21 protein-coding genes are annotated in these 23,799 nt (G+C 63.6%); 17 read left to right on the forward strand and 4 right to left on the reverse strand.

Translation table 11 applies throughout. The annotated features are described in order from the left end of the window. Positions 1-93: 93 nt before the first annotated feature. Positions 94-441 carry a hypothetical protein gene (locus tag AC0L3N_RS23775; protein ID WP_473549781.1) on the forward strand — a complete coding sequence of 116 codons (348 nt, stop codon included), beginning with the start codon at positions 94-96 and terminating at the stop codon, positions 439-441. A gap of 98 nt (positions 442-539) precedes the next feature. Beyond that, positions 540-719 (forward strand): Flp family type IVb pilin, encoded by a 180-nt coding sequence (locus AC0L3N_RS23780; RefSeq protein ID WP_123149166.1) that lies wholly within the window; start codon positions 540-542, stop codon positions 717-719. Positions 720-752: 33 nt separating this feature from the next. Here AC0L3N_RS23780 and AC0L3N_RS23785 read toward each other — a convergent pair whose 3' ends face one another. Then, entirely contained in the window at positions 753-1,625 is an 873-nt protein-coding gene (locus tag AC0L3N_RS23785) for a methyltransferase domain-containing protein (RefSeq protein WP_473549783.1), read from the reverse strand. 53 nt (positions 1,626-1,678) lie between these two features. Here AC0L3N_RS23785 and AC0L3N_RS23790 point away from each other — a divergent pair, with 53 nt between their 5' ends. The 4 genes from AC0L3N_RS23790 to AC0L3N_RS23805 are packed head-to-tail and all read left to right on the forward strand — an operon-like array spanning position 1,679 to position 4,075. Beyond that, positions 1,679-2,464, forward strand: a complete 786-nt coding sequence (locus AC0L3N_RS23790; RefSeq protein WP_473549784.1) for a ComF family protein — start codon at positions 1,679-1,681, stop codon at positions 2,462-2,464. A gap of 27 nt (positions 2,465-2,491) precedes the next feature. Then, positions 2,492-2,761 (forward strand): glutaredoxin 3, encoded by a 270-nt coding sequence (gene grxC / locus AC0L3N_RS23795; protein ID WP_095493379.1) that lies wholly within the window; start codon positions 2,492-2,494, stop codon positions 2,759-2,761. A gap of 10 nt (positions 2,762-2,771) precedes the next feature. Next, on the forward strand, positions 2,772-3,653 hold the full coding sequence (locus tag AC0L3N_RS23800) for a carbon-nitrogen hydrolase family protein (RefSeq protein ID WP_473549787.1): 882 nt from the start codon (positions 2,772-2,774) through the stop codon (positions 3,651-3,653). Then, a complete protein-coding gene (locus AC0L3N_RS23805) occupies positions 3,650-4,075 on the forward strand; it encodes a DUF1178 family protein (protein ID WP_287223916.1) in 426 nt (141 codons plus the stop codon). The genes AC0L3N_RS23800 and AC0L3N_RS23805 overlap by 4 nt, the downstream gene beginning before the upstream one ends. 4 nt (positions 4,076-4,079) lie before the next feature. Here AC0L3N_RS23805 and AC0L3N_RS23810 read toward each other — a convergent pair whose 3' ends face one another. Beyond that, positions 4,080-4,565 carry a MarR family winged helix-turn-helix transcriptional regulator gene (locus AC0L3N_RS23810; RefSeq protein ID WP_473549788.1) on the reverse strand — a complete coding sequence of 162 codons (486 nt, stop codon included), beginning with the start codon at positions 4,563-4,565 and terminating at the stop codon, positions 4,080-4,082. 97 nt (positions 4,566-4,662) lie between these two features. On the opposite strand from AC0L3N_RS23810, the gene AC0L3N_RS23815 reads away from it, so the two are divergent. After that, positions 4,663-5,592 (forward strand): DMT family transporter, encoded by a 930-nt coding sequence (locus AC0L3N_RS23815; protein ID WP_123149194.1) that lies wholly within the window; start codon positions 4,663-4,665, stop codon positions 5,590-5,592. A gap of 6 nt (positions 5,593-5,598) precedes the next feature. Here the strand turns inward: AC0L3N_RS23815 and ubiG are convergent, their stop codons facing one another. Next, positions 5,599-6,348 carry a bifunctional 2-polyprenyl-6-hydroxyphenol methylase/3-demethylubiquinol 3-O-methyltransferase UbiG gene (gene ubiG / locus AC0L3N_RS23820; RefSeq protein WP_473549789.1) on the reverse strand — a complete coding sequence of 250 codons (750 nt, stop codon included), beginning with the start codon at positions 6,346-6,348 and terminating at the stop codon, positions 5,599-5,601. Between the two features lie 271 nt (positions 6,349-6,619). Between ubiG and AC0L3N_RS23825 the strand changes: the two genes are divergently transcribed. The 10 genes from AC0L3N_RS23825 (at position 6,620) to AC0L3N_RS23870 (ending at position 21,416) form a co-directional block, all read left to right on the forward strand. Beyond that, the gene (locus AC0L3N_RS23825) at positions 6,620-7,225 is read left to right on the forward strand and encodes a putative glycolipid-binding domain-containing protein (protein ID WP_473549791.1); all 606 of its coding nucleotides are present in this window, start codon (positions 6,620-6,622) and stop codon (positions 7,223-7,225) included. 208 nt (positions 7,226-7,433) lie between these two features. Continuing rightward, a complete protein-coding gene (locus AC0L3N_RS23830; protein ID WP_473549792.1) occupies positions 7,434-8,687 on the forward strand; it encodes an aspartate kinase in 1,254 nt (417 codons plus the stop codon). A gap of 181 nt (positions 8,688-8,868) precedes the next feature. After that, complete coding sequence (gene ptsP / locus AC0L3N_RS23835; protein ID WP_473489490.1) at positions 8,869-11,139, forward strand: phosphoenolpyruvate--protein phosphotransferase; 2,271 nt, start codon at positions 8,869-8,871, stop codon at positions 11,137-11,139. Positions 11,140-11,445: 306 nt separating this feature from the next. Beyond that, positions 11,446-12,525, forward strand: coding sequence for a peptide chain release factor 1 (gene prfA, locus AC0L3N_RS23840; RefSeq protein ID WP_473489491.1), 1,080 nt, complete (start codon positions 11,446-11,448; stop codon positions 12,523-12,525). Then, positions 12,518-13,399 carry a peptide chain release factor N(5)-glutamine methyltransferase gene (gene prmC, locus AC0L3N_RS23845; protein ID WP_473549793.1) on the forward strand — a complete coding sequence of 294 codons (882 nt, stop codon included), beginning with the start codon at positions 12,518-12,520 and terminating at the stop codon, positions 13,397-13,399. The genes prfA and prmC overlap by 8 nt, the downstream gene beginning before the upstream one ends. 301 nt (positions 13,400-13,700) lie before the next feature. Then, positions 13,701-14,690: a DUF4167 domain-containing protein gene (locus tag AC0L3N_RS23850; RefSeq protein WP_473549795.1), complete on the forward strand. Its 990-nt coding sequence runs from the start codon at positions 13,701-13,703 to the stop codon at positions 14,688-14,690. 226 nt (positions 14,691-14,916) lie between these two features. Continuing rightward, a complete protein-coding gene (gene clpB, locus AC0L3N_RS23855) occupies positions 14,917-17,523 on the forward strand; it encodes an ATP-dependent chaperone ClpB (protein WP_473549796.1) in 2,607 nt (868 codons plus the stop codon). 44 nt (positions 17,524-17,567) lie between these two features. Continuing rightward, positions 17,568-17,933, forward strand: a complete 366-nt coding sequence (locus AC0L3N_RS23860) for an MmcQ/YjbR family DNA-binding protein (RefSeq protein WP_473549798.1) — start codon at positions 17,568-17,570, stop codon at positions 17,931-17,933. 251 nt (positions 17,934-18,184) lie between these two features. Continuing rightward, positions 18,185-19,651, forward strand: a complete 1,467-nt coding sequence (locus AC0L3N_RS23865) for a L,D-transpeptidase family protein (RefSeq protein WP_473549804.1) — start codon at positions 18,185-18,187, stop codon at positions 19,649-19,651. Positions 19,652-19,850: 199 nt separating this feature from the next. Next, positions 19,851-21,416, forward strand: a complete 1,566-nt coding sequence (locus AC0L3N_RS23870) for an MFS transporter (protein WP_473549799.1) — start codon at positions 19,851-19,853, stop codon at positions 21,414-21,416. A 21-nt stretch (positions 21,417-21,437) separates the two neighbouring features. On the opposite strand, the gene AC0L3N_RS23875 is transcribed toward AC0L3N_RS23870, so the two are convergent. Further along, entirely contained in the window at positions 21,438-23,399 is a 1,962-nt protein-coding gene (locus tag AC0L3N_RS23875) for a M23 family metallopeptidase (RefSeq protein WP_473549801.1), read from the reverse strand. Positions 23,400-23,799: the final 400 nt, after the last annotated feature.

Below are 23,799 nucleotides of genomic sequence, written 5' to 3' on the forward strand. Positions count from 1 at the left end.
GCGTTAATGGAAGATTTATCTCGCTGTGAGAAATTGACGGCATAGAAAATCGAAGGGAAGGCCGTGTTCAGGCCTTCGCCGGAAGGCGGTTGCATGAGCCTCGACAGGGACTGGGAATCGATCCGACCCGACCGCAGCTTTAGCGCTGTCCATGCCGGCATGGGCATATTGCGGATCACGCTGCTGTTCGGCTCGGCCGCGGTGGCGCTGGCCTTGATCGCGACGCCCCTGCTCGACAGCCGGACGCGATCCGCCCGCGACCATTTTGCCGGCGGCCTCGACGGAATGAGCACAGGATCGGTCGGGAGCACAGCCTCGATTGGAAGCACAGGCTCGATCGGCCGTCGTGTTACCTACACGCTGCGCAGGAGCGTGCTGCAGCCGCTGCCCAGTTCGATCTGCGTGATACGCGACAATGGCAAGCGCAGCGGCGACTGCTGAGATGGTTTAAAGCGGTCGTTTCATCGCCTGTTAAGCCTGTGCCGTTAACCTTTCTTAACAGGTCGACGCTAGGGTTCCGGCAAGCGGGATCGACGGTCATGAAAACAGTGCTGCAACGATTTTTGGAAGACAAGACCGGCGCGACGGCCATCGAATATGGGCTGATCGTGACCGTGCTGTCGCTTGCCATCATAGGCGGCATCGGCCAGGCCGCAGACGCAATGGCGTGGCTGTTCAGCGACAATTCCAGCAAGCTTGTGAACGCTTTCGCGCAGTGATCACGGCCGGCCAGCCGCATCCGTAGAATCCGGTCAACGCCCGCCGGGATCTTCCAGTATCGTCTTCAGCGATATTTTCGCCGAGCCGGGCTTCAGCGGTTTTTGCTGCGAGGCGTCGGGCGCCCAGCCTGACATCCATACGATCGGAAAACTCGCCCTGACGCGACCATCGGCATCCGAAAACCGCTCGGCGTAGATTTCGGCGACGCGGGCAAACAGCCTTCGTGTGCCCGGTCGCCTGCTGCGGTCGATGAGCGCGCTGGTCTCGCCCATCGCCCGCAGGTCCGCCATCAGGCCGAAGAGGGAATCGTAGCGCACCGTCACCGTCTCGACATCGGCGACAGGCAAGGCCAGGCCGGCGCGTTGCAAAAGCGCGCCGGCGTCGCGCACGTCGGTGAACGGGATGACGCGCGGGCTGGCGCCGCCGTAAAGCTCGGTCTCGGCGGCGAGCAGGCTTTCGCGCAGCTCGGAAAGCGTACCGGCGCCGGCAAAAGCGCCGAGGAAAAGACCGTCCGGCTTCAGCGCGCGGCGGATCTGAACCAGCATGCCGGGAATGTCGTTCATTGCCTGAAGGGACAAAAGAGACACCGCGAGGTCGAGGCTTTCCGGCTCGAATGGCACGGTCTCCAGCGGCGCCACCAGTCCGGCGGCATCGCCCAGGAACATAGCGTCCGCCTCCACGCGTATGATGTCCGTCACCTTGCCGCTTGTCGCGAGCACGTCGACCGCCGCCGGCGTCTGGCAAAACAGCACGGCCGCTCTGTCGAATTTGCGTTCGACGGCGCCCAGCCGCTCGGCAAGCTCCTCGGCCGCCCGCCGCATCAGGAAATCCGCGCCGGCAGTCGGTCGGGCGAGCGCCCGGCGCTTGTGCGCCAGCCAGAGAGAAGTGTCGACTATAGGTTGCAACTGACGGTTCCTGGTTTCCGCTGTCTGATATAGGGTGGCGGAGGAGCAACCACGTGGCCGATCCAATGCCAGATATCAAGAGTACCGCTCGAAAGGCATTGGACTGGCCGGCGCGCATCCTGTTTCCGCCGGTTTGCGCCGGCTGCCGACGGCATGTCTCGCAGCCCGGCGTGCTGTGCGGCGCCTGCTGGCCGAAGCTCAGGCTCCTGGAGCGGCCATGGTGCCCGGTGATGGGCACGCCGTTCATCCATCACATGGGCGAGGGGTTTCTGTCGGCCGAGGCGATCGCCGACCCGCCGCCCTTCGAGCGCGCGCGGGCCGCGGTCGCTTATTCCGGTGTCGCCCGCCAGCTGGTGCAAGGGCTGAAATACCAGGATCGCACCGACCTGGCGCCGTGGATGGCGCGCTGGATGCTGCGCGCCGGTGCCGAACTGATCGCGGAGGCCGATGTGGTGGTGCCGGTGCCGCTGCACTGGCGGCGTTTCTTCAGGCGCCAGTTCAACCAGTCGGCGGAACTGGCAAGGGCGGTATCGCAACTTGGTGGCCTGCCTTTTGCGCCCTCGGCGGTCAGGCGCGTCAAACTCACCCGCCAGCAGGTCGGGCTGGAGCGGCGGGAACGCGAGGAGAATGTGCGTGCCGCCTTCAGAGTGCCGGAGCAGGCCGAGATCGAGATCGCCGGCCGCCGGGTGCTCTTGATCGACGATGTCTATACCACCGGCGCCACTGTCCGCGCGGTCGCCAAGGCGCTGAAGAAGGGCGGTGCCGGGACCGTCGACGTGCTGACCTTTGCGCGCGTGCTGCCGGGGGACTTTCGGGCCGACGAGTCCGCGACTATATAGATTGAAGAAAGGCAGGACTGCTGACCGATGGTCGACGTGACGATCTATACCCGGATGATGTGCGGCTATTGCATGGCGGCCAAGCGGCTGCTCGAGCGCAAGGGTGTCGCCTATACCGAGCATGATGCCTCCTTCTCGCCGGAACTGCGCCGGGAAATGATTTCCCGTGCGAATGGCCGCTCGACCTTTCCGCAGATATTCATCGGCGATACCCATGTCGGCGGCTCCGACGATCTCCACGAACTGGAGGCGGAGGGCCGGCTGGACCGTCTGCTCGCCAATGGCTCGACGAATTGAGGATATGACGATGGGTACTTTCACGGCGGCGGCGATCCAGATGCGTTCGGGCACCAGCCCCGAGCGCAACGCGGTCGATCTGGAGCGGCTGGTGCGCGAGGCCGCGGGCCAGGGTGCGACCTATATCCAGTCACCGGAAATGACCGGTGCGCTGATCCGCGACAGCCAGGCGCGGGCCGCCTCGTTCACGTCCGAGGACAAGGACATCATCGTCTCGACCTCGCGCAAGCTGGCGAAAGAACTTGGCGTCTTCCTGCATATCGGCTCGACCGCTATCCTGCGCGCCGACGGCAAGCTCGCCAACCGTGCGCTTTTGTTCGGGCCGGATGGCGCGACACTAGCCATCTACGACAAGATCCACATGTTCGACGTCGATCTCGACAATGGCGAAAGCTGGCGCGAATCCGCCGCTTACGAGCCGGGCACCGAGGCCGTCGTCACCGAGATCAGCGGCGCCGGGATCGATGGGGCGAGGCTGGGTTTCGCCGTCTGCTACGATCTGCGCTTTCCGCAGCTCTTCCGCGCCGAGGCGCTGGCCGGCGCCGACCTGCTTTCGGTGCCCGCCGCCTTCACCCGCCAGACCGGCGAGGCGCACTGGCATGTGCTGCTGCGGGCGCGCGCCATCGAGAACGGCGCCTATGTCGTCGCCGCGGCGCAAGGCGGACTGCACGAGGACGGCCGCGAGACCTATGGCCATTCGCTGATCGTCGATCCGTGGGGCCGCATCGTCGCCGAAGCGGCACATGACGTACCGGCGGTGATCATCGCCGAGATCGACCCGGCGCAGTCGGTCGCTGCCCGCAAGAAGATCCCAAATCTGAAAAATTCACGCGACTTCGCCGTGAACGTCACTCCGGTCGAGGTGCAAAGTCTCAGGGGTGCGGCGTCTTGATTCGCTTTTCGCTGATCTGCGACCACGAGCATGAATTCGAAGGCTGGTTTCGCAGCAACGACGATTTCGACACCCAGAAGAAGCGTGGCTTCGTCGATTGCCCGACCTGCGGCTCGCACAAGGTCGAGAAGGCGTTGATGGCGCCGGCCGTCTCGACCGGGCGCAGCCGAGAAAAGATCGCGCTCGCCATGGGCGAGGCCCAGAAGCAGGCGCTGGCGCAATTGAAGGCGATGGCCGAGAAGGTGCGCGAGAACGCCGACTATGTCGGCGACAAGTTTGCCGAGGAAGCGCGCAAGATCCATTTCGGCGAGAGCGATCCGCGCGGCATCTATGGCGAGGCGACGCTGGAGGAGGCCAAGAGCCTGGCCGAGGACGGCGTCGAATTCATGCCGATCCCAAGTTTCCCCGACGACCGCAACTGACTGGCTAGGTTACGCTGCCGATCAATTTCTCAAGCAGGCGAGCAAGCGTCTCTTGTTCGGCGCGCGTCAGACCGGAAAGTATCTCGTGTTCGTTGGCGACGTGGGCGGCGACAGCCTCATCGACCAATGCCAGGCCTTTTTCGGTCAGCTGCACGACAACCCCGCGCCGGTCGTTGGGATGCGGCCCACGCTTGATCAATCCTGACTTTTCGAGCCGGTCGAGCCGGTTGGTCATGGCGCCCGACGTCACCATCGTCGCTTCGTAGAGAGCGGTTGGCGTCAGCGCGTAAGGTGATCCGGAACGGCGCAGCGTCGCCAGCACATCGAATTCCCCGGACTGCAAACCGAAACGCGCAAACAGCGGAGCGAGGCGTTCTCGTGCTATCAGCGACGAGGCTTCGTTCAACCGTCCAAGCACGGCCATCGGAGAGACATCCAAATCCGGCCGCTCTCGTTTCCACTGCTCGATGGCCTTCGCGGCGCGATCCATCTATATCACCGTTAAATATCTTGACGTTAAGAATCTTTGCATTATCTTACCTCAAGACACAGTGCTGGCCAAGAGCCGCAAAGACAATAGGTTCGTTATGAAATTTCTCTGGGATTCAGCGCTCGGCCTTTTGGTCGTCACCGGCGGCCTGCTCGGCCTGACGCTGCCGTTCGGCAAGATCGCAACGGCGGCCGGTGTTTCGGCCATGGTCTGGGCCCTGGTCATCTCGCTCGGCGCCGGCAGCGTGCTTTTGTGCGCCTTGCTGCTGCGCGGACAACGCATCCGGCTCACCCTGCACAGACTGCGTTATTTCTTCGTCACCGCGGCGGTGTCCTATGCCTTCCCCAATCTCTTGATGTTCTCGGCCATTCCGCATCTCGGCGCCGGCTACACCGGTATCATGTTCACGCTGTCGCCGGTGGTTACACTGGTGTTTTCGATCCTGCTCGGCGTCCGGCGTCCCAATTTGCTTGGTATCGTCGGCATTGCCGTCGGCTTCCTCGGTGCTGTCATGGTGGCGGTGACGCGCGGCGAGGCCGGCCAGCCGGCCGAATTTTTCTGGGTGGCGGTGGGCCTGCTCATCCCGGTCAGCCTTGCCGCCGGCAACATCTACCGCACGGTCGACTGGCCCGAAGGGACCGGACCGATCGAGCTTGCCGTCGGCAGCCATCTGGCATCGGCTGCGCTGCTTGTTTGCGGCATCTTCACGCTGCAGGGCGGCGGCTCGCTCGCCCTGCTCGGCGGCGTGCCGCTGGTGGTCGTCGGGCAGGTCGCCTCAGCCGCGGCGATGTTCGCCTTCTTCTTCCGGCTGCAGGCGGTCGGCGGCCCGGTCTATCTCAGCCAGATCGGCTATGTCGCGGCCGCGGTCGGGCTGTTTGCCGGGACGATCTTTCTCGGCGAGCACTATCAATTGCTGACCTGGGCGGGTGCTGCCATCATCATCGCCGGCGTGTTCATCACCACCAAAGCGCAAAGCCAGATCACCACAAAGGCGCAAAGCCAGACAGGTGAGAAGGTGGCGGCGTGAGAAGGTTCAGGCGGGTGCCTTCTCCGCCAGCACCATATAGTTGACGTCCATGTCCTTCGACCGCTGCCAGCGGTCGGCGAGCGGATTGTAGGCGACGCCGGTGCGGTCGATGATGGTCAGGCCAGCGCCGGCAAGCGCCTTTTCCAGCTCGTCTGGCCGCACCAGCTTGCCGAACTGGTGGGTGCCGCGCGGCAACCAGCGCAGCACATATTCGGCGCCGATGATGGCCAGGCCCAGCGCCTTCAGCGTGCGGTTGATGGTGGCGACGAACATGATGCCGCCGGGCTTGAGCATCTCGCCGCATTTGGCCACGAACAGGTCGATGTCGGCAACATGCTCGACCACTTCCATGTTGAGGATGACGTCGAATTTCTCGCCGGCGGCAGCCAGATCCTCCGCTGTCGTGGCACGGTAATCCACCGTCACGCCGACCTCCGCCGCATGCAGCTTGGCCACTTCGATGTTGGTGGCGGATGCGTCGGCGCCGAGCACTTCGGCGCCAAGCCGCGCCATCGGCTCGCACAACAGCCCACCGCCGCAGCCGATGTCGAGGAAGCGCAGGCCCTCGAACGGCCGCGCCGCACGCGGGTCGCGGCCGAAGCGCGCCGCCACCTGGTCGCGTATATAGGCAAGCCGGATCGGATTGAACTTGTGCAGCGGGCGGAATTTGCCGTTCGGATTCCACCATTCGGCGGCAAGGGCGGAAAAGCGCTCCACTTCTCCGGCATCGATCGTCGACCGTCGGGGTTCTGGCATGGCGTGTCTCCCGCAGACTCAAAAGTTCAGAGCGCGATCGGGCGCAAAACCGGATACCACTTTTGCTGATCGCGCTCTGGTGCGTTAGGAAGTCGGTCGCGAGGCAGCGAATGTCAAGGCAGCAATTTCGCCTGTCGACAGAGCAGTGCTGATGATGCCGGGCGGTGCCGACTGCGATCTGTCAGCATGTGGCAGCTCGATACGCCTCACGGCGGAAACAAAATTATTCCGGCGGACGAAGGAGAGGCGTTGCTTTCAACGGGAGGAGACCATGATGCGAAGCATAGCCTCGATCCTTTGGCGCCGACTTGACCTCGAGGGCCATGACGCCTGCCTGCTGTCTGAAATTGGCCTGCTGTCTGAATCTGGCCGGCCTTCGGAGACGAACGGTGGGCGCAGCCTCAGAGGGCAGGCGCTTTTCGTCCAGGACGGCAAGCCGTGCAGCATTGCCTACGAGGTGACCTGCGATGCCGGCTGGTATGCACGATCGGCGCACATCGGGGGCTTTCTCGGCACACAAGATCTGCACTATGCTATTGAACGACTTGCCGACGGCGGATGGACGTTGAACGGCGAACGCCAAGGAGAAGTCGCTGGCCTCATCGATGTCGATCTCGGCTTCACGTCCGCTACCAACCTGCTGGCGATCCGCCGTTTCGACCTGGAGGTCGGCATGTCGACACAAGCTCCGGCTGCGTATCTGACATTTCCCGAACTCAGGCTGGTGCGCCTCGAACAGACCTATCGGCGTCTCGACGAGGCCCGTTACGCCTATGCTGCGCCCATGTTTGGCTACGATGAGATCCTGAAAGTCTCGCCGGCCGGCTTCGTTGTCGACTATCCGGGCCTGTGGCGAGGCGCAGCGCACCTGGCCTGAAGCCACCGCACGTCGTCGACAGGCATGCGGGCACGCGCTGCCGCCCTCGTGTGTCGCCTTCGTCGCCAGCTGCAAGCGGCGGCACGCCTTGCGAAACCCAAAGCATTTGGCTAAGGAGGCCGCGAATTCAGCGGCCGGCCCAGCCGGGCGCTCCCTTTCCGTTTTTTCGGCAGCCGGTCCGGCACCCAGTCAAAGGCATTTCGCTTCCATGGCGCGCATCGTGATGAAATTCGGCGGAACCTCCGTCGCCGACATCGCCCGCATCCGCAATGTGGCGCGCCATGTCAAACGCGAGGTCGATGCCGGCCATGAGGTTGCGGTGGTCGTCTCGGCGATGGCCGGCAAGACCAACGAGCTCGTGCAATGGACGCGCGAAGCCTCGCCTATGCACGATGCACGCGAGTATGACGTCGTCGTCGCCTCCGGCGAGCAGGTGACTGCCGGCCTGCTAGCGATCGCTCTGCAGAACATAGGCGTCCATGCCCGTTCCTGGCAAGGCTGGCAGATCCCGATCAAGACCGACAATGCGCATGGCGCGGCGCGCATTCTCGACATCGACGGCGCGTTCCTGATCAAGCGCTTCGGCGAGGGCCAGGTGGCCGTGGTCGCCGGCTTCCAGGGCATCGGGCCGGACAATCGCATCGCGACGCTCGGCCGCGGCGGCTCCGACACCAGTGCTGTCGCCATCGCGGCGGCGGTCAAGGCCGACCGCTGCGACATCTACACCGATGTCGACGGGGTCTACACCACCGACCCGCGCATCGAGCCGAAAGCGCGGCGGCTGGCCAAGATTTCCTTCGAGGAAATGCTTGAAATGGCCTCTCTCGGCGCCAAGGTCCTGCAGGTACGCTCGGTCGAGCTTGCCATGGTGCACAGGGTGCGTACTTTCGTGCGGTCGTCCTTCGACGATCCTGACGCGCCCGGAATGGGGGATTTGCTCAATCCGCCCGGAACGCTTATTTGCGACGAGGAAGAGATCGTGGAACAGCAGGTCGTCACCGGAATTGCCTATGCCAAGGACGAAGCGCAGATTTCGTTGCGCCGTGTCGGCGACCGGCCGGGCGTCGCCGCCGGCATTTTCGGGCCGCTGGCCGAGGCCAACATCAATGTCGACATGATCGTCCAGAACATTTCCGAGGACGGCAAGTTCACCGACATGACATTCACCGTGCCGTCCGGCGATGTCGACAAGGCGCTTGCCGTGCTCGAGCGGCTGAAGACTACGATCGGCTACGACGTCGTACAGTCGGAAGCCGGCATGTCGAAGGTCTCGGTCATCGGCATCGGCATGAGGAGCCACGCGGGCGTCGCCGCCACCGCCTTCAAGGCGCTGGCCGACAAGGCGATCAACATCCGCGCGATCACGACCTCCGAGATCAAAATTTCGATCCTGATCGACGGTCCCTACACCGAACTTGCGGTTCGCACTTTGCATTCCGTCTACGGTCTGGATAAGCAGTAGCAGACTGCATCGGCCCGAGAATCGGAGTCGATTTTCGGAAAGCACGATGCAGCAGATCGAAAGTCTCAGAGCGTCCTTTGGCGTCCAATTGGACGCACGGCGCTCTAATTGAGTTGTTGCGTGAGCGCCGGCCGCGGGAGAAACTGCGACGGGCAAAATGTCCATTGGAGAACAAGCCGCGATGCGTGATACGGCCAGTGGCCCGCGCGTTTTGCTGAAACGGCTCCGCGAGCTCATGCAGGAGCCGCTGGAGCCGCAGGAGCGGCTCGACCGTATCGTGCGCGATATCGCCGCCAACATGGTCGCCGAGGTGTGCTCGCTCTATGTGCTGCGCGCCGATTCGGTGCTCGAACTCTATGCCACCGAGGGTCTGAACCCGAAGGCCGTCCATTTGGCGCAGCTCAGGCTGGGCGAAGGCCTCGTCGGAACGATCGCGGCCTCAGCACGGCCGCTCAATCTCTCCAATGCGCAGGAACATCCAGCCTTCGCCTACCTGCCGGAAACGGGGGAAGAGATCTACAATTCCTTCCTCGGCGTGCCAGTGCTCAGGGCAGGGCGCACGCTTGGTGTTCTGGTCGTCCAGAACAAGACCATGCGCCACTATCGCGACGACGAAGTCGAGGCGCTGGAAACGACGGCGATGGTGATCGCCGAGATGATCGCCACCGGCGACCTTGCACGGCTGACCCGGCCCGGGCTCGAACTCGACCTGCGCCGCCCGGTGAGCTTTACCGGCCTGTCCTTCAACGAGGGTGTCGGGCTCGGTCATGTCGTGCTGCACGAGCCGCGCATCGTCGTCACCAATCTGTTCAACGAGGACAGCGATGAGGAAATCAAGCGGCTCGATGCATCCCTCGGTTCGCTCCGGCTCTCCATCGACGATATGCTGGAACGCCGCGAAGTCGCTTTCGAAGGCGAGCACCGCCAGGTGCTCGAAGCCTATCGCATGTTCGCCAACGACAGCGGCTGGGTGCGTCGGCTGGAAGAGGCGATCCGCAACGGCCTGACGGCGGAAGCGGCGGTGGAAAAAGTGCAGAGCGACATGCGTGCCCGTATGCTGCACATGACCGATCCGTATTTGCGCGAGCGGATGAGCGATTTCGACGATCTCGCCAACCGGTTGCTGCGCCAGTTGATGGGGCGCGGGCCGGACGATGTTGCGGCCTCGCTGCCGAAGGACGCCATAATCGTCGCCCGCTCGATGGGGGCCGCCGAACTGCTCGATTATCCCAGAGACAAGCTGCGCGGGCTGGTGCTCGAGGACGGCGCGGCGACCAGCCATGTCGTTATCGTGGCGCGGGCCATGGGCATACCGGTCGCGGGCCAGATGAGGGGCGCCGTTTCCATGGCGGAAAACGGCGACGCCATCATTGTCGACGGCGAGGAAGGCGCGATCCATCTGCGCCCTCAGCCCGACCTCGAAGCCGCCTATGCCGAAAAGGTCCGCTTCCGGGCGCGGCGGCAGGAGGTCTACCGCGAACTGCGCAAGAAGCCGTCGGTGACCAAGGACGGCGTCCAGGTCGACCTTTTGATGAATGCGGGCCTGGCCGTCGATCTGCCGCAGCTTGCCGAGGCTGGTGCCGCCGGCATCGGCCTGTTCCGCACCGAGCTGCAATTCATGGTCGCCTCGACCTTTCCACGTGCGGAAGCCCAGGAACGGCTCTACCGCGACGTGCTCGACGCGGCGCGCGGCAAGCCGGTCACCTTCCGCACCATCGATATCGGCGGCGACAAGGTGCTGCCCTACTTCAAGGACACGATCCAGGAAGAGAACCCGGCGCTCGGCTGGCGCGCCATCCGCCTGACGCTCGACCGGCCGGGCCTGTTGCGCACCCAGATCCGCGCGCTTCTGAAGGCCTGCGGTGGGCGTGAACTGAAGCTGATGCTGCCGATGGTGACGGAGCTCGGCGAGATCGCACAGGCGCGCGAGATCATCGATCGCGAGGTGCGGCATCTGTCGCGTTTTGCCCATCATCTGCCGACAAGCCTGAAGCTCGGGGCCATGCTGGAAGTACCGTCGCTGCTGTTCCAGCTCGACGAGTTGATGAAGGCCGTCGATTTCGTCTCGGTCGGCTCGAACGATCTGTTCCAGTTCGTCATGGCGGTCGATCGCGGCAACACGCAGCTCTCCGACCGCTTCGATGCGCTGTCGACGCCGTTCCTGCGCGTTCTGAAGCAGATCGCCGACGCCGGGGTGCGCAATCAAACCCCGGTGACCTTGTGCGGCGAACTGGCCGGCAAGCCGATCTCGGCGATGGCGCTGATCGGCCTTGGCTACCGGTCGATCTCGATGTCGCCGGCTTCGATCGGTCCGGTCAAGGCGATGCTGACGGAACTGCCGCTGACCGAACTGGAGACGTTCTTCGACGACAATCTCATGGCGCCGGTCCAGGGATTGCCGATGCGGGCGCTGCTGCAAGCCTTTGCCGACGACCGCTCCATTCCGTTGTAGATTCACGTGAGGGCGGCCTGCAAATGTCGATTTTCTGCGCTTCCGGTGCTCATGTACCTAGAGCGATTCATCGTTTCACGGAAACGCCGAACCGCTCTATCTCTTTGTTTTTGCGCAATTTCGGACGGAAAACCGCTTCACACTTTTCCTGGAATTGCTCTAAATGTACATTCCGCTCCGGCCTTCGCCGGCCGAAGCCCTCATCGATGCCTCCGCCCTATGAAGGCTACGGCCGGCGTAGGCCGGTTCTCGAAACTCGTCATTTTCGGCTCGCCCTGACGTGAATCTTATCGAAGTTCCAGGACTATGATCAACCTGCCCCGCGACCGTATGGATCAAGTCGTCAAGCGTTTCGACATGCTCGAAGCGCAGATGTCGGCCGGGCCGGCGGCGGACGCCTATGTCAAGATGGCGTCGGAATATGCCGACATCCAGGAGATGGTGGCAAGGATCAGGGCGCTGCGAACCGCCGAGGATGAACAGGCCGACTTGCAGGCGATGCTCGCCGACAAAAGCACCGATGCCGAGATGCGGGCATTGGCCGAGGCCGATCTGCCCGAGGTCAGGGAACGCATCGAGGCGCTGCAAAGGGACATCCAGATCCTGCTTCTGCCCAAGGATGCCGCAGACGACAAGAACGCCATCCTCGAAATCCGCGCCGGAACCGGCGGCGACGAGGCGGCTCTCTTTGCAGGCGACCTGTTCCGCATGTACGAACGCTACGCCGCGGCACGCGGCTGGCGTTTCGAGACGGTGTCGGCCAGCGAGGGCGAGGTCGGCGGCTACAAGGAAATCATCGCTACTATTTCGGGCAAGGGGGTCTTTGCCCATCTGAAATTCGAGTCCGGTGTGCATCGTGTGCAGCGCGTGCCGGCGACCGAGGCCGGCGGGCGTATCCACACCTCGGCGGCGACGGTTGCGGTGCTGCCCGAAGCGGAAGAGGTCGACATCGACATCAGGGCCGAAGATATCCGCATCGACACAATGCGCGCCTCGGGTTCGGGCGGCCAGCACGTCAATACCACCGATTCGGCGGTGCGCATCACCCATCTGCCGACCGGCATCATGGTGGTGCAGGCGGAGAAGTCGCAGCACCAGAACCGGGCGAAAGCCATGCAGATCCTGCGCGCCAGGCTTTACGACCTCGAGCGCAGCAAGGCTGACGAGGAACGCTCCGAATCGCGCAAATCGCAGGTCGGTTCCGGCGATCGCTCGGAGCGCATCCGCACCTATAATTTCCCGCAGGGCCGCGTCACCGACCATCGCATCAATTTGACGCTCTACAAGCTCGACCGGGTGATGATGGGCGAACTCGACGAGATCGTCGACGCGCTGATCGCCGATCACCAGTCGAAGCTGCTCGCCGATATCGGCCTCGATGGCTGACAGTCTGCTCGGGCCGCTGCTGAAAGCGGCGCGGGCACGCCTTGCCGCGGCCTCAGTCGCCGATCCGGCGCTGGATGCAAGACTGATCGTCGAACATCTTTCCGGCACGACCCGCACACAAGCCATCGCCGATCCCGAATGCACGGTCGATGCCTGCGCGATTGCCGCGATCGATGCAGCCTTGAAGCGGCGGATTGCCGGTGAGCCGGTGCATCGCATCCTCGGCCATCGCGAATTCTACGGCTTGCGCCTGTCGCTGTCACCGGAAACGCTGGAGCCGCGACCGGATACCGAAACGCTCGTCGAAGCGGTGCTGCCCTTCGTTAGGGCGACAGCGGAACGGCAAGGCCAATGCCGCATCCTCGATCTCGGCACCGGCACCGGCGCGATCGCGCTGGCGCTGCTCAGCGCCGTTCCGGCGGCGGTCGCCACCGGTGTCGATATTTCGCAAGGCGCGCTGGCGACCGCCATGCGCAATGCCGGGGAATTGGGGTTAGCCGACCAGTTCCAGGTGCTCAAATCCGACTGGTTCGAAAAAGTTTTTGGCCGATACCATGTAATTGCCGCTAACCCGCCCTATATAGCGTCCATAGACATTGAAAATCTGCAGGACGAAGTCCGCGATTTCGATCCACGCCAAGCCCTCGATGGCGGCGTGGACGGTCTGAGTCCCTACAGGATCATCGCCGCCGAGGCGGCAGGTTTTTTGGAAGCCGAGGGCAGGATTGCGGTCGAGATCGGCCACACCCAACGCAAAGAGGTCACGGGCATATTCTCCGCAGCCGGCTATATGCCGGCGGGGGTATTCCGGGACTTTGGCGGAAACGAGAGGGTTCTGATCTTTGAACTGACAAAGGAACTGACAAAGCCGTGATGCAGTGCAAAAAAAGCGCTTGGCAATGCCGGGGAATGCGGCTAGGGTCGCCTTAACCGGATGAGACGAAGCAGGCAGTGCTCTTAGCGATTCGGTTTCCTTGGAAATAGCTGCCTTCTTGCGCAAACGACGCCCAAGCTTCGTGCGGGAATCGTCCGACAAGTGATGTAACCGGAACAGGATGAGACGTGGCGCCAACGCAATCGATGCGGGCGAACGCCGGTGAAGAACGAGACGGCTGGCTGCATGAGCGCCTCCGTGCGTGAACAATTTTCGAAAATTTCAAAATGAAGAGAGTCGAATGAGGCCACAACAGCAGAACAGGCGCATGCGCGGTCGCAACAACAATGGCGGCGGCAATAACAACAACAACCGCAAGGGCCCAAATCCCCTGACGCGCAACTACGAGAGCAACGGTCCGGACGTGAAGATCCGCGGATCGGCTCAGCAGATCGCCGAAAAATACGCAACCCTTGCCCGTGACGCGCAAAGCTCCGGCGACCGGGTGATGGCGGAAAACTATCTCCAGCACGCCGAGCACTACAATCGCATCATCGCTGCCGCGCAGGCGCAGCTACCGATCCAGAGCGCTCAGCAGAACCGCGACGATTTCGACGATGACGGCGACGAAGATCGCGACGAGTTCGACAATGCCGGTAACAGCAATGTCGGTGAGACTGCGGCTCCGGTGGTCAACCAAGGTGGCGGCCCGCAGCCGGTCATCGACGGCACGCCGGCCGAGTTGGCATTCAACCAGGAAAGCGGCCGTGATAATCGCGATAACCGTGGGCGCGATAACGACGGACGCGACAACGGTGGGCGCGACAACAATGGCGGCCGCCATCGTGACCGTCGCCCCAATGGCGGCTACGGCCAGAACGGCCAGCGCGGCGAATACGGTGCGCGCGGCGAGCAGGGCGGACAACGAGACGATCAGAACCGGCGCGACGATCAGAACCGGCGCGGCGATCAGAGCCGGCGCAACGAGACACCGGTACAGAACGAGACGCCCGTACAGGCGGAAACTGTGTCTCCGGTCGAGCCGGTTTCTGTAGCCGAACCCGCGCCGCAGTTCGAAAACTTTTCGCCGGCGGCTCTCGCTGCCCAGGCCGAGATGAACGAAGCAGCCGCCGAAAGCGGCGCTGCCCGCCGCCCCAGGCGTCCGCGCCGCCCGCGCGTCAATGCTGATCAGGTGGATGGCGGTAACGACAATGCTGGCGCTGATAACGTGAATGCAGCTCCGGCGGAAGACGCCGGTGGCGAGCCCGCCGTCATCGACGTCAACAACTGATCGAGCAAGGCTTCAGACATTCTTGGACGGCGGAGAGAAATCTCCGCCGTTTTTGTTTTGCGCGCCCGGGCAATATTATGCATTCACCATTATTGGGACGTCTTGAGGGTCCGTGGCTTGCGCCCCATATCTCGCGTGAACAGGACCCGGCTCGAACGGGCGGGTCCGTCACCGCAATCTGATCCGGTGCCGCAAAGCGGGCCGGTGACGGAAGGAGACAACAGAGATGAACCTTGAAAAATATTCTGAGCGCGTGCGCGGCTTCATCCAGTCCGCGCAGACCTTGGCGCTCTCGCGCAACCACCAGCAATTCACCCCCGAACATATATTGAAAGTGCTCGTCGACGACGACGAGGGCTTGGCCGCGTCGTTGATCGAGCGCGCCGGCGGCAGCGTCCGCGACGTCAAGCTTGGCGTCGAGACGGCACTTGAGGCAATGCCCAAGGTGGAAGGCGGCAACGGCCAGCTCTATCTGGCGCAGCCGCTGGCCAAGGTGTTCTCGACCGCCGAGGAACTGGCCAAGAAGGCCGGCGACAGCTTCGTCACGGTCGAGCGGCTGCTGACGGCGCTGGCGGTCGAGAAATCCGCCAAGACCGCCGACATCCTGACCAAGGCCGGCGTGACGCCACAGGCGCTGAACCAGGTGATCAACGACGTCCGCAAGGGTCGTACCGCCGATTCGGCGAGCGCCGAGCAGGGCTATGATGCGCTGAAGAAGTACGCGCGCGACCTGACTTCCGACGGCCGCGCCGGCAAGCTCGACCCGGTCATCGGCCGCGACGACGAGATCCGCCGCACCATCCAGGTGCTGTCGCGCCGCACAAAGAACAATCCGGTGCTGATCGGTGAACCCGGCGTCGGTAAGACGGCGATCGCCGAAGGGCTGGCGTTGCGTATCGTCAACGGCGACGTGCCGGAATCGCTCAAGGACAAGCAGTTGATGGCGCTCGATATGGGGTCGCTGATCGCCGGTGCCAAATATCGCGGCGAATTCGAGGAGCGGCTGAAGGCGGTCCTTTCGGAAGTTACCGCTGCCGCCGGCGGCATCATCCTGTTCATCGATGAGATGCACACGCTGGTCGGCGCCGGCAAGGCGGATGGCGCCATGGATGCGTCGAACCTGCTGAAGCCGGCGCTGGCACGCGGCGAACTCCACTGCGTCGGCGCAACGACGCTCGATGAATACCGCAAGCATGTCGAGAAGGACGCCGCCCTTGCCCGCCGCTTCCAGCCGGTCTTCGTCAATGAGCCGACGGTGGAAGACACCGTCTCCATCCTGCGCGGCCTGAAGGAAAAATACGAGCAGCACCACAAGGTGCGCATCTCGGATTCGGCGCTGGTCGCGGCAGCGTCGCTGTCCAACCGCTATATCGCCGACCGCTTCCTGCCGGACAAGGCCATCGACCTTGTCGACGAGGCCGCGTCGCGGCTCCGGATGCAGGTCGATTCGAAGCCCGAAGCGCTGGACGAGATCGACCGCCGCATCATGCAGCTCAAGATCGAGCGTGAGGCGCTGAAGGTCGAGAAGGACGACGCGTCGAAGGACCGGCTCGCCCGCCTCGAAAAAGATCTTTCCGCTCTGGAAGAAGAATCGACCGAACTGACCTCGAAATGGCAGGCCGAGAAGCAGAAGCTCGGGCTCGCCGCCGACCTGAAGAAACAGCTCGACGAGGCGCGCAACGAGCTCGCCATTGCCCAGCGCAAGGGTGAATTCCAGCGCGCCGGCGAGCTTGCCTATGGCAAGATTCCGGAACTGGAAAAGAAGTTGAAGGCAGCCGAAGCCCAGGACGGCAAGGTCGGCATGGTCGAAGAGGTGGTCACCCCTGATCACGTCGCCCATATCGTGTCGCGCTGGACCGGCATTCCGGTCGACAAGATGCTGCAAGGCGAGCGTGACAAGCTGCTGCGCATGGAAGACGAGATCGGCGAGCGCGTCGTCGGCCAGGGCGAGGCGGTGCAGGCCGTGTCGAAAGCCGTTCGCCGCGCACGCGCCGGCCTGCAGGATCCGAACCGGCCGATCGGCTCATTCATGTTCCTCGGACCGACGGGCGTCGGCAAGACCGAACTGACCAAGGCGCTCGCCAGCTTCCTGTTCGACGACGAGAGCGCCATGGTGCGCATCGACATGTCGGAATTCATGGAGAAGCACTCGGTCGCCCGGCTTATCGGCGCGCCTCCCGGCTATGTCGGCTATGAGGAAGGCGGCGCGCTGACCGAAACGGTGCGGCGCCGGCCCTATCAGGTCGTGCTGTTCGACGAGATCGAGAAGGCGCATCCGGACGTGTTCAACGTGCTGCTGCAGGTGCTCGACGACGGCCGCCTGACCGACGGGCAGGGCCGCACGGTCGATTTCCGCAACACGCTGATCATCATGACGTCGAACCTCGGCGCCGAATATCTGGTCAATCTCGGCGAGAACCAGGACGTCGATGTCGTCCGCGACGAGGTGATGAGCGTCGTCAGGGCGTCGTTCCGGCCGGAGTTCCTCAACCGCGTCGACGAGGTGATCCTGTTCCACCGGCTGCGCCGGCAGGATATGGGTCGCATCGTCGAGATCCAGCTCAAGCGGCTGGAAAGCCTGCTCGTCGATCGCAAGATCACGCTTTCGCTGGACCAGGAGGCGATCGACTGGCTGGCGGCCAAGGGCTACGATCCGGCCTATGGCGCGCGGCCACTGAAGCGGGTGATGCAGAAGGACCTGCAGGATCCGCTGGCGGAGAAGATCCTGCTCGGCGACATCCTCGACAGTTCGACCGTCAAGGTCACCGCCGGTTCCGACCGGTTGAACTTCCGCTCGAAGCCGACAGTCGTGGCGACCGAGGCGGCGGCCTGATTTCGAGGCCGCCACGTGATTAAACACTAAACGGTGGGGCGCAGATGACGCTGGATGACTACAACAGCTTCTGCGCCTCGCTGCCTGCGGCGAGCCACGTCGTCCAGTGGGGCGGCGCGCATGTCTGGAAGATCGGAGCCAAGGTCTTTGCGATCGGCGGTTGGAGCGAGGGCAAGGAGCCGTTTGTCACCTTCAAATGCTCCGACATCGCTTATGACGTCTTGAAGGAACAGCCGGGGCTTCGGCCCGCGCCCTATCTTGCCTCACGCGGCATGAAATGGATCCAGCGCCAGACAAGCCAAAGCATGGACGATGACGCGCTGAAGGACTATCTGCGCGAAAGCCACCGCCTTGTCGTGCTCAAGCTGACGAAGCAGGCGCGCAAGGAATTGGGACTCGCCGTTAGCTAGCTATGTTGCTCCAGACCGCCAGAAATCCGCCATCTTCATGCCCGGTTCATGTTGGAACCTTATGGTTGGCAACTGATTTGCTGGCGGAGGGGTTCGCTGCCGCATAGGCCCTAAAATCGAATTCGATTTTCGGAATGCATGATGCGGAGATTTTAAGTGTTAGAGCGTCCTTGCGCGTCCGAAGGGACGCGCGGCGCTCCAAAGTGACAACGCCGGGCGGCGGCAATTATGGACTGGAGAATTTGCCCAACATGTTCCGCACGATCTTCACCCTTTCGGCGCTTGCCGCCGGGCTGCTTTCTTCGAGCGCAATGGCCGCGCCGACGGAAGACATCGCGCCGCGACCTGCCCGTGCGGCCGATGCCGGTGGCGTGCTGGTCGCCCAGAACGGCGATTTCGACGTCTATTACGACGCCAGGGGAAACCGCGTCATCGTCGATGCGGAAACCGGCAAGGTCCTCGCCATCCAACCACCGCAGACCAGGTTCGACCGCCGCGCGCTCCGCCGCGAGCGCTTGCGCAATCTCGGACCGGTCGAGGACGACCGCTATTATCTCGACGACCCGGAAGACGCGGCGCGCTTGCGCCGCAGGCAATTGGAAGAGGAAGGCCTGATCGTCGTACCGCCGGTCGACGAATACGATCCCTACAGCGACAATTCGGTGGAAGCTTTTCCCGAAGCACCGCGCGATGACGGCAGCTATGGCAACGATTATCCGGAAGCGCCGCAGCTGATAGAGCCGCGCACCGTCAAGCGCCAGCCGCTCGACGAGGCTTCGATCGAACCGGTCGAGCCGACGGCGCCGGGTGACCAGGCGGCACTGCCGCCAAAGATCGGCGGCGAGACCGTTATTGATCCGTCGCTTTCACTCGGTGCACGCCAGGATGTTGCTGCGTTGCAAGTGCTGCTCGACCGCGCCGGCGCTTCGCCCGGCGTCGTCGACGGGCGCTTCGGCTCGAATGTCGACAAGGCGCTCGCCGCCTACAACGAGATCACCGGCGGCAATCTCCGGTCGACCGATGTGGTCGGCATCCAGGCAGCCCTTGAGCAGTCCGGCGGCGATGCCTTCGCCTCCTACAACATCACGCCCGAGGATGCGGCCGGCCCCTATGTCGCCTCGGTGCCGGAAGATTACAGCCAGAAGGCGCAGCTCGACCGGCTGAGCTACACCTCCGTCACCGAAGCGCTGGCCGAGCGGTTCCATATGGACGAGAACTATCTGAAGGCGCTCAATCCCGAAGCGAACTTCAACCGTCCCGGCACGATCATCAAGGTCGCCAATTTCGGCAGGCTTGTGGCGAATCCGGTGGCAAGCATCATCGCCGACAAGGGCAAGAAGCAGGTCCGCGCCTATGACGCGTCGGGCAAGCTAATCGCGGCCTATCCAGCCACCATCGGCTCGGCGGACACGCCTTCACCCACCGGCACGCATGCGGTGTCGCGGGTCGCTCTCGACCCGAACTACACCTACAACCCGAACATCAATTTCAAGCAGGGCGAAAACAACAAGATCCTGACCATCCCGCCGGGCCCGAACGGCCCCGTCGGCTCGGTCTGGGTCGCACTGGACAAGCCGACCTACGGCATTCACGGCACACCCGACCCCTCCAAGATCGGCAAGACCGAAAGTCATGGCTGCGTGCGGCTGACCAATTGGGACGCGCGCGAACTGGCAAAAATCGTGTCGCCGGGCGTCACGGTGGAATTCATCGACTGAGCGCCATATCCCAAATCATCGCGCACCCTGGGTCAACCCGGGAGCAGGCTTTTTGGGCGGCGTATTAATCAGCCGATGATCCTTGGCAAGCGAAGGAGCCGCGGTCCGGCGGCATAGAAGTCCCGATCCTGTTCTGGTTTCAACGACAGCAACCCTCTGGCCGGTTGTTGCCGGCGCATAGGAGGTCTAAGCAGGCTTCATGCGTTCTCCAAGCGAAGTCGGCGCCGAAGCGGTCCCACTGATCAGGCCGCTTCCGGCCGATACGTTTTGCCCGCAATCGCGGCGCAGGTTCGTGCTGATCGCGGCGATCCTGGCTTCCGCGCTCGGCTTCATCGACGGTTCGATCCTGGCCATCGCCACCCCGGCGATCCGCGTCGATCTTGGCGCTAGCCTCGCCGAGGCCCAGTGGATTTCAAACGCCTATGCGCTGACGCTTTCGGCGCTCATCCTTGTCGGGGGTGCCGCCGGCGATCGTTTTGGCTTGCGATATGCCTTCGTGGCAGGCATCGCGCTGTTCATTGCCGCCTCGCTTGCCTGCGCGGTGGCGCCGAACCCGCCAGTGCTCATGGCGTTTCGCGCCATTCAGGGCATCGGCGCCGCCATCATGGTGCCGGGCAGCCTCGCCATTATCGCCAAAGCCTATCCGAAGAAGGAGCGCGGCAGGGCGATCGGCATCTGGGCGGCGGCCTCGGCGCTGACGACGGCGCTTGGCCCGGTGCTGGGCGGCGTTGTCTTGTCGGCCTTCGGCGACGGCATCTGGCGGGCGATCTTCGCGATCAATCTGCCGCTTGGTCTTGTCTCGATCTACCTCCTGCTCGCCAAGGTCCCGGCCGACGCACCGACGGAAAAGCGCAGCCTCGATCTCGGTGGCGCTGCCCTCGCCACCTTGGCGTTCGGCGCGCTTGCCTACGGCTTGACTTCGATGAGCAGCGAAGGCGAGGGGCAAATGTCCGGCCCGAGCATCGCCGCCGGCGCGGTGCTGCTCATCGTGTTCATCGTCTTCGAGCGCCGGCAGCGCGAACCGATGATCGATCTCTCGCTGTTTCGGGTCGGCGCCTTCGCCGGCGCCAATGTGGCGACCTTCTTCCTCTATTTCGCGCTGTCGGCCAATCTGTTCTATCTGCCGATGCTGCTGATCGCCGGATGGGGACTGAGCGCGGCCGAGGTCGGCTTCATCTTCCTGCCGCTGTCGGTCTTGATCGCGCTGTTGTCGGGGCCGGTCGGCCAGTGGTCCGACCGGATCGGTCCGCGTTTTCCGATCGCTAGCGGCAGTCTCGTCGTCGCTGTCGCCTTTACCGGGCTTGCCTTGCTGGCCTATGCCGGCATCCACAGTTTCTGGTGGGGAGTGTTTCCGCTGATGGCGCTGATGGGGCTCGGCATGGCGCTGGTCGTGTCGCCGCTGTCGACGGCGGTGATGACGGCGGTCGAGGACAAGGATACGGGTGCTGCTTCGGGAATCAACAATGCCGTCTCGCGCATTGGCGGCCTGATCGCGGTGGCGGCGATGGGGTCACTGGCGGCCTGGATCTATGCGGCAGCGCTGAATAGCGGTGCCGCATCCGGCATTCCGGGTTTCGGCGAACCGGCGCCGGCGGGCCTGGCACCGGAACCCGATGCAGCAAGGCTTGCCGCCAGCGACGCAGCTTTCGCAGCCGTCGCCTTGGCGACCGCGCTGCTTTGCCTGCTCTCGGCAATCGTGGCGTGGACGACTGTTTCCGGCGAACGACTGCCATGGCCGCGTGGATCTGAGACTTCGCAGAGCTGAGGAGTCCGGAAAGGCTCCGGCTCAGCCTTCGATCTTGGCGCTCGCGACCTTCAGCGAATCGCTGTCTTCCTGCTTGAGCAGATCATCGATGCGCCCGCGCTCGCGCTTGAAGGCGACGAGATCGTCGCCCTTCAGCACCTTGCCGACCGGCAGGCGAACGCGCATCGGGTCGACCTTGGTGCCGTTGACGATCAACTCGTAGTGGAGATGCGGACCGGTGGCGAGACCGGTCTGGCCGAGAAAGCCGATGGTCTGGCCTTGGCGGACGCGCACGCCCGGCGCGATGCCTTTGGCAAAAGCGCTCTGGTGATTGTAGGAGGTCTCGTAGCCATTGGCGTGGCGGATGATGATCTGTTTGCCATAGCCACCGGCCCAGCCGGCCTTCTCGACGACACCGTTGCCGGAGGCGATGATCGGCGTGCCGATGGAGGCTGACCAATCGACGCCGGTGTGCATGCGCACATAGCCGAGGATCGGATGCCTGCGGGCACCGAAGCCGGAGCGAAATTTTCCCGCGGGCAGGGGATTGCGCAGTAGGAACTGCTGGGCGCTGCGGCCGTCCTCGTCGAAATAGTCGGTGCTGCCGTCCTGCATCTGGAACCGGTAGAAATTGCGCGTCGTACCGCCGAAGCTCGCCGAGACATAGAGCAATTCGGATTCGTCGGATGCCCGGTCGTCGCCGTCGGGCTGCGAGAACAGCACCTCGATGCGGTCCGACGGATTGAGCCGCGACTGGAAATCGACACCGGACGCCAGGAGCTTGATCAGCCGCTTGGTCATCGCCTTGGACATGCCGTAGGAGTAGGCGGCGCGGTAGATGCCGTCATAGACGTTCGGCAGATTGCCGCGCACCACCACCGGCGGCGAATCATCGAAGGCGGTCAGCAATTCGGGATTGGGCTCCGGCTCCTGCGCCGGCACATATTGGCCGTGATCGTCGAGCGCGATGGTGACGATATGCTGGGCCCTGTCGTAGATGCCGGTGCGAACGACCTTGGCGGCGTCGCCATGGATCTCGAGGCCGACGCGCAGCACGCTTCCCGCCTTGAGCGCTGTCGCATTCAGCAATTTGGCGATCGCCTCGGCCATGCCGGTGGCGTCCTCGCCCGTATAGCCCGAATCGGCGAAGGCCTCGACTATGTCGCGGTCCCTGGTGAAGGGGATGATCTCCTCGGCGAAGGCCGGCGCTTGATCGTCGGGGGCAGCACGCGGCGACACCGAGACGTTTTCCGGGACGATCCTGACGTCGTAGGACCCGGCCATGCTCTCGGCGAATGCATCGCCGAATCGCTGCGGGTCGACATAATGCAGCGATGCGACCTGCACGGCGCCGTCGCTCAGGCCCGTCCCGGCCTGGCGCACCACCATTTCCACCTCGTCGGCGGACAAGTCACTCTTTTCGTCGAAGGCCGCCGTCTCGATCGGGAAATCGACCGTCTTCAGGCTCATCTCGCTTTCGACCTTGGCGCCATAGATCTGGCCGGCGGCGGCGGTCGCCGGCTGACCGGCATTGCCGTCGCGGTCGTCGCCAAACACCTGCATGGGGTTGAAAGGCGGATAGGCGCGGCTGGTCGTGTGCCCGGCGGCAAGCGCCATCTTGATCTGCACGAAAGGCATGGTGTGGATGACGTCGCGGTCGCCGACCTTGGTCACCATCGACACTTCCATACGCCGGCGGTCCTTGGCCCTGGCGATCTGGCGCGGCGCCACCAGCCTGGTGGTCTTGGCGATCTCGCCGGAATCGTCGCCTCTTGCAAGGCTGATCAGTTCGGCGATCTCGGGCGGCGTTGCCAATTGCTGACGGCCGTCAAGGGCCGCGAACAGCGCCACGCCCATCAGCACGCTCGACGTCACGCCCGTAAGAAAAGTGCCCGACAGCCAGCGCGCCGAAACCTCGCGCCGGTCGGGCGGGCCACTGCGACCGTCCGCAATCAGCGGCGGCTCGTTGCCGAGTTCGGCTATGACATTTTCCGTATCTGGCATCCAGAAAGGCTGCTTCTTCCCCGGGCGGGACGGCTTGTCGCTTTTGTTGTGGCCATGACATTTGCCTGTCACGGCGGGCGAAGTCAACGAAGCGGCTGGCTTCGGCCGAGATCCCTAGTCATACTTCTCTCTTAGTGGCTCTCTTACAGTCTCTTACAAGGCGCCGCGCCGGTGGTGCATGCGCCGGCTTCGTTGGCGTTGGTGTCAAACCGCAATGCGGCGGCAATAGGGCTCCGTGGCGGTGGTCGGCTTTGTTATCCCCATGCCGCCGCGGAAGTCGGCTACCGAAAATCGGCGCCACAATCTTTCGTCGCAAAAAATTCAAAAAAGACGGAAATCGTTGTTGACACTTTGGACGGGTGCCGACTATATACGCCTCACCAACGAGGGCGGCGCGCCG

It is taken from the genome of Mesorhizobium sp. WSM4807, assembly GCF_055811615.1.